Genomic DNA, 7,139 nt, shown 5'->3' with positions numbered 1-7,139 from the left:
ATATATCAATTACTATAATAACGTAAGAAGAAAAGTAAATTTAAAAGGCAAGACTCCTGTTGAATACAGAAATCTTGCCTTAGGAAAATAGCTTAATCAAAAAGTTCAACTTTTTGGGTTCACTACATTCCATAACGCCCCTTTTATTATGATTAAGGTTTTAATAATGCTTCAACTTCATCACGGTCTTTATAACCATTAGACCAAAATACTGCAAGTGGTTCTTCTTTTTCATTGTAATATGTGACTGCAAATTTACCAGAGTCGAAATCTCCTTCAACTTTCGTATCATGCCAATCTACAGCATGACCGACGTATTCGAAGTTTTCATCGTATTGATCAGACCAGAAATACGGTACGACATTATATGCATTTGATTTTGGTTCAATGATGTTTTTGGCAACGGATTTACCTTGGTTAAAGGCATTTTCCCAGTGTTCCACATGAATGTGTTCGCCTTTAAATGGCCAAATTGTCGCATCACCTGCTGCAAAAACATCTTCAAGTGACGTTTCACCGTATTCATTAATAATGTAACCTTGGTCTTCTGCTTTAAGTTGGTCAATTTTTAATTGATCATTAAATGTTGCACCAATACCAATGAGTAAAAGTTCAGCTGGAATCGTTTTTCCGCCTTTTGTGACAACTTCTTCTAAACGTTGATCGCCTTTAACTTCAGCGATTTCATCCTCATCGATAAATGTAACACCTTTTTCTTCATGTAATTTTTTAATGTATGTGCCAAGCTCTTCGCCGACAACTTTTTTAAGTGGTGTATTGCCACGTTGTACAACAGTCACGTCAACACCATATTCTCTTAACGATGCTGCGATTTCTAAGCCAACAAAGCCGCCTCCAACAACGACTGCTGACTTCACTTGTTTTGCTTTTCGTTTTAATGTTAAAGCGTCTTCAAATGTTCTTAAGTATAAAACGCCTTCTAAATCATTATTGATTGTTGATAGTTTTCTTGGAGACATTCCTGTCGCAAGTAATAACTTATCATACGGAAATTCACGTCCATCTTCAGCAACAACCACTTTTGAATCAGGTTGAATTTCTTTAATTGTGACTCCCAACTCTAAATTGATGTTTTTGTTTTCATAATATGAATCTTTTTTAAGTTTTGGTGGTGTCTCATCCTCTTTATCTTGCATCCATTCTTTTGAAAGGGGTGGCTTATCATAAGGTAATGTATTTTCTGCACTAATCAGTGTAATATCCCCTTCAAATCCATTACGTCTTAATGCAGATGTTGCAAAACTGCCGGCGATTGATGCACCAACGATGACTACTTTTTCAACCATTCAAATCCCTCCATTTTTTGATGTTACTTTCAACTTATACCGAAGTCTCTCAAATTACAATTGTTTCGCTTCATTCACACGTGTCGGTTGTACACGTGTATAAAATTGCTTCAGTATACCATATATACCCGTTTCAGCTCCAAGTAATGCGTTATTCACCGTCTGGAACGTGACTTCACCATCTTCATCAATATAATAGAGTAATAAATCCTCATCTGTAATGGTTTCTTGTTCTGACGCATCAATTTCCTCAATTTCACCTTGTTTAAGGTAATCATTTAAATTTTGGTATGACACGCCTTCTCTAAATAAAATATGATTTGAAATTTGTTTCCCAACACGATACTTCATATTTTTTTGATGATTTGCACTATCAACCATCAACACATTCTTCAGACCAAATTCATCTGTAAGCTCTGTAAAAGCATACGCATTAATCATCAGTGAAGATGTTAACAATAAACTGTACTCATAACGCGTTAAATCCGCGTAAATGCGTTCGTGACGTGCAAGTAAGTTCCCATCAAATGTTTCAAACCCCAATATCTCTGCTTCACTTTGACCATTTTGTTGTTGTAAAAATGTCATAACAGGAATATTGTGTTTTTGAAGTTTTTGTCCTAACTGATTGGAGAATGGACTTTCGCCAACAAGTAATACGCCTGAAGGTTCATTGCTTGAAACGTTAAATCGTTGTGCAATCGTTTTAAAGCCAAAGCCATAAAAAACTACAGTTACAAATACGAAACCGAATGTCACAGACGTAATATATTCAGCTTGTGGCACATTCGCCTCAATAAATAATGTCGAGAAGAATTCCGCAACGGTCAATACAACAATACCTCTGGGCATCATTGCGCTTAAAAAGTGACGTTCTTGTGTTGAAATTTCTGTACGTATCGTTGCAATCCATATCGAAATCGGGCGTACGAACAAAATCATAACTAAACAGAATAATACGAGCCAACCATTAAATGTTGCTTTTAATACATCAATTGTTAAAGACGATGTGATTAAAATAAACACTGTAGATACAAGAATCATCGACGCATGCTCAATAAAGTGTTCAGGTTCGCTATACATAAAGTCACCACGTTTAAAAATGGCCATACATAATCCAAAAACTGTTACCGTCAACAAACCTGATTCTTTTAAAATTAAGTCACTACAACTGAAAATAAGTAATACAAACACAAATTGTAAAGGCGCAACTAATTTTTGGGAAATGTGATTTTGTTCAACGAGCCATTTAAATAGATATGCAACCACTACACCTAACATTGCAGCAGCGATGAGTTTTAAAATAAAGGCAATAATCACTTGAAAGCCGACATCTTGTTTGACGAAGAAGACGATAAAGAAGAGACCTAACGCAATCATAGGTCCGATTGGATCAAGGATGATACTTTCCCATCTCAGTATTGTATCTACGTTATTTTTGACTTTGGTTTGTTTCAATAAGGGCTGAATCACAGTTGGTCCTGAAATTAAAAAGAGCCCTGATAACACCGCAGATACAGATAATGGAAACGATAAAATAAAATGTAGTGCAAGCATGCCTAAAAACCAAGAAATCATAGCGCCAATGGTTAATATTTGAATAAGCGCTCTAGAAACACCACGTAACTCTCTAAAATCAAGATTACTGCTCCCTTCAAATAATATGAAAGCAACAGCAAGAGAGACGATGGCATTAAAAATATCTCCCCCGAGGTGCGCTTGAGGGTTGACTAGGCCTAATATCGGTCCAACTAACAAACCGACAATCGCCATCACAACAATCGCAGGCCACTTTAAGACATTCGCAACCCACTGACTCAAAATACCAAGAGCGAGAAATAAAGCTACAGATAACATGAAGGGTAACTCAATATTCATAATCTTTCCTCACTTTCGTCTCGTACGTCATTTATTATAGCAATATTATCGAATGATGTAGAGCACGAACAATCAAAATAACGTACCTTTGGGCATGCACCTAAAGATACGTCATCATACTTTAAACAATGTTAAATTTCCAGAATCTACTATAATAACGTTTCGCCAAAGAACGAACCTAAAATTGACACGGCCTGTTCAGCTGTACGGTTTCCTTCATCTAATAAGGGATTGACTTCTACTAGATCTAATGACGTAATCAGACCCGACTTTTGCAATAATTCTAAAGCATAGTGCGTTTCACGATATGTTAATCCACCAATCACTTTTGTCCCTGTACCTGGTGTTTCAGAAGGATCTAAAGCGTCCACATCAAATGATAAATGAATGCCATCTGTTTTGTCTTTTAAATAATCTACACTCTCATGGATGACACGTTCGATACCTAGCGCATCAATATCCGCCATAGTATATGTTTTTATATTATGCTTTTTAATATAATCACGTTCACCATAATCCAAATCACGCATACCAATTAATACGATATTTTCAGGTTTTACTTTAGGGCCATGTCCTCCAACATTCACAAGTTGCTCGTCCCCTTCTCCTGCTAAAATGCGTAACGGCATACCGTGAACATTACCAGATGGCGACTCTTCTGCTAAATTCAAATCACCATGCGCGTCATACCAGATTACCCCTAAATCATCATAATGGGCACTCACTCCTGCAATTGACCCAATAGAGAGCGAATGATCGCCACCTAAAATAACAGGAAAATGATTGTTAGAAATACTTTCGGATACTTTTTCTTGTAATGTTTTAGAAAACGTTAAAATCTCCTCATAGTTTTGCAATCCTTCTTGTTTAGAAAAGAATTTCTCCAAATTGATCTCTGGTGTTTTGACGTTGCCACTATCAATCACTTCATGACCAATTTGTTTTAAACGCTCAACCACTCCTGCATAACGAATCGCATCCGGACCAAAATTTACCCCTAATTTCTTTTGGCCAAAAGTTGTTGGCGCACCAATAATTTCGATTGTTTGATTCATCTCATTTCTCCCCTTCAGTTTAAAGTAATGTTTTATGATTCTAAGATGCTTATTAATTTAAGCGTAATTTTACAAAATTCATAAATCAAGTATTAACTGAATCTATTATTATTTTAAAAATTAACTTTATTATGATTATCGAATATTTATAATGAATTAAAGGTCTTATATTCAGTATGATGCATAAAATAGAGTTGTATTATACATTTCAATTTTTAAGCTATTTCACTAAAAAGTGAATAATAAATGCCCCATTAATGCAATAATTGGCAAAGTAATGATCGTCCGAATTAAGAAAATTGCGAATAATTTTGATAGGCTCACTGGTATTTTAGAACCGAGAATTACACCACCAACTTCTGACAGATAAATCAATTGACTCACACTGAGTGCACCAACGACAAAACGTGTTAAATCACTTGAAGCACCTTCAATCAATAAGGATGGTAAAAACATATCCGCAAATCCAATAAGCACTGTTTCTGACGCTGCTTTGGCTTCTGGAATTTGAAGCAATTCAAATATCGGCACAAATGGAATACCTAGAATCTTAAACACAGGTGTATAGGTTGCGATAATTGTCGCTATTGTACCAATTGTCATTACAACAGGAAGTACAACAAACCACATATCAATGACAGTCTTCATTCCTTCTTTTAAAAACTGCACGATTCCCGGCGCTTTCATACCTTGAATAGTGCCTTGTTCAAAACCATATGCAATCGCATTTCGGTCTCCTAAGTTTTCTTCTTTTAAAGATTCATGCATTTTATTATTTTTAAAACTGTCTTCGATATTTTTAATTGGCCACATTCTTGGCATGATAATAGCACACACCATACATGAGACAATCACTGTTAAATAAAAATAATAGAAATGATGTGACAAGCCTACTGTTTCTGCAATAACAATCACAAATGTAATTGAAACAACACTAAACATCGTCGCAATAATCGTCGCTTCCTTACGCGTATAATAGCCTTTTCCATATTGTTCACTGGCTATCATGACACCAATCGTACCGTCCCCTAAAAACGATGCCAAATTAATAACAGTAGATCGTCCCGGTAATTTAAATAATGGACGCATAATAGGTCTGAAAATTGGCCCAAAAAACTCAAGTAGACCATACGAAATTAATAATGGTAAGAATAGCCCTGCAAAAAAGAATATCGTCACAAGCGTGGTCAATAAGCCATCAAACACTAAACTTCCTGTGTCTTCAGAATAAATAAATTCAGGACCTATTTTTAAAAACACACACCATACAATTAAAACACCAAGCAACCTAATAACAATCCATACTGGTGTCACCGCAAACGTTTGATATAATTGACGCTGACGATCTAGACGCTGACGTAAAACCGTACTACATAATAATGTTAAAAAACCAGAAATTGTGATGATTGCTACAATCATAATTGGTATAGCATCACCTAATAATGTTTTAGTCTGACTTGCAAGCCATGCAACAGGCAATGTTGTACTACCATTAATCGACAACGGTAATAAAAATAAAAAGATACCGAGTGACGACATAATAATAAACTTTAACCTGCCACTCACAACTTCCTTTCGTGAATAGCCTTCCATATAAAAAGTCCCCCTTGTTTGTAAGCCTTTTCATAAATATTACCATAAACTTACAAAAAAGTTGAAATAATTTTAATATAACGAAATTTGTAGATGCAAAACATTTTATATGACAAGCGATTACGTCTGTTTTTATCATATTTTATACTTTTTAAACCTCTATATCATAGGTAAAGCCACCAAAACATCATGCGTTTTGGTGGCTTAAATTCTACATCAAACGATTAAGATTGATCTTTTTTATTTTTACGACGGTTGAACAATACGACAGAACCTAATAATGTCATCAATGCTCCAAAGATAGTCGCATTATGAGCATCTTCTCCACCAGTTTCAGGTAATGCTTTACCTTTCTCTTGATCTGCTTTCATTCCTGGTTTTTCAGGTTGGTTATCATCACCTTTAATACGATCTGAAGGTTTTTCTACTGATGGCTCTTTAACTTTACCATCTGGATTTTCCTTCGGTGGCATTGGCTTGTCTTCACCTGGTTTATCTTTCGGTGTATCTTCTTTCGGTGGCATTGGCTTGTCTTCGCCTGGCTTATCTTTTGGTGTATCTTCTTTCGGTGGTGCCGGTTGGTCTTCTTTTGGTGGCATTGGTACATCTTTATTAGGACCGTGCTTAGTAATATCATCCACTGGTGGAGTAACGATTTCTCCTGTCTCTGGATTCTTAATTCCTGGACGACCTGGTACTTCTTCTTTCGTTCCTGGTGGCAAGTTCGGATCGAACTCATCTCTATGTCCTTGTGGAATTAGCTCTCCGCCAAATTCGATGATTTTGTTAATTGGATCTTTCGTTACTTCTGTTGTCGGTTCACCTTCACTGACTTTCTCTCCTGTAATCGGATTCACGAAAATTGGTGTCGTTGTTGTTTGTTCTCCTGGTTCACCTTCTTGAACGACTTTCTCTTCTCCTGGTGCTAAATCTGGATTGAATTGACGTTCAACTTCAAATGGAATCTCTTCTTTTGTAACCTCTGGGTTACCTTCTTTAGGTCCATGTTTTGTGATGTCATCCACTGGTGGAGTAACGATTTCTCCTGTCTCTGGATTTTTAATTCCTGGACGACCTGGTACTTCTTCCGTTTCTCCCACTGGGATATTCGGATCAAATTCATCTTTATGACCTTGTGGAATTTCTTCTCCGCCAAATTCGATGATTTTGTTAATTGGATCTTTCGTTACTTCTGTTGTCGGTTCACCTTCACTGACTTTCTCTCCTGTAATCGGATTCACGAAAATTGGTGTCGTTGTTGTTTGTTCTCCTGGTTCACCTTCTTGAACAACTTTCTCTTCTCCTG

The 7,139-nt window shown here is 36.3% G+C and carries 6 protein-coding genes; 1 reads left to right on the top strand and 5 read right to left on the bottom strand.

All coding sequences use genetic code 11. The annotated features are described in order from the left end of the window. Positions 1–4 precede the first annotated feature (4 nt). Positions 5–91 (top strand): IS3 family transposase, encoded by an 87-nt coding sequence (locus tag HHH54_RS11590; protein ID WP_432813794.1) that lies wholly within the window; start codon positions 5–7, stop codon positions 89–91. 61 nt (positions 92–152) lie between these two features. On the opposite strand, the gene HHH54_RS10715 is transcribed toward HHH54_RS11590, so the two are convergent. The 5 genes from HHH54_RS10715 to HHH54_RS11415 all read right to left on the bottom strand — a co-directional run. Continuing rightward, positions 153–1,307, bottom strand: a complete 1,155-nt coding sequence (locus tag HHH54_RS10715) for an NAD(P)/FAD-dependent oxidoreductase (RefSeq protein ID WP_198618788.1) — start codon at positions 1,305–1,307, stop codon at positions 153–155. Between the two features lie 54 nt (positions 1,308–1,361). After that, positions 1,362–3,185: a cation:proton antiporter gene (locus HHH54_RS10710; protein ID WP_198618787.1), complete on the bottom strand. Its 1,824-nt coding sequence runs from the start codon at positions 3,183–3,185 to the stop codon at positions 1,362–1,364. Between the two features lie 149 nt (positions 3,186–3,334). After that, positions 3,335–4,240 carry an arginase gene (gene rocF / locus HHH54_RS10705; protein ID WP_198618786.1) on the bottom strand — a complete coding sequence of 302 codons (906 nt, stop codon included), beginning with the start codon at positions 4,238–4,240 and terminating at the stop codon, positions 3,335–3,337. Positions 4,241–4,468: 228 nt separating this feature from the next. Next, entirely contained in the window at positions 4,469–5,833 is a 1,365-nt protein-coding gene (locus tag HHH54_RS10700) for a YjiH family protein (protein ID WP_198618785.1), read from the bottom strand. A gap of 224 nt (positions 5,834–6,057) precedes the next feature. Further along, a partial coding sequence (locus HHH54_RS11415) for an E domain-containing protein (protein WP_198618784.1) occupies positions 6,058–7,139 on the bottom strand: 1,082 nt, incomplete at its 5' end.

Source organism: Staphylococcus canis (assembly GCF_016238445.1).
GTDB lineage: Bacteria > Bacillota > Bacilli > Staphylococcales > Staphylococcaceae > Staphylococcus > Staphylococcus canis.
This window is presented reverse-complemented; position numbering and strand designations above follow the sequence as displayed.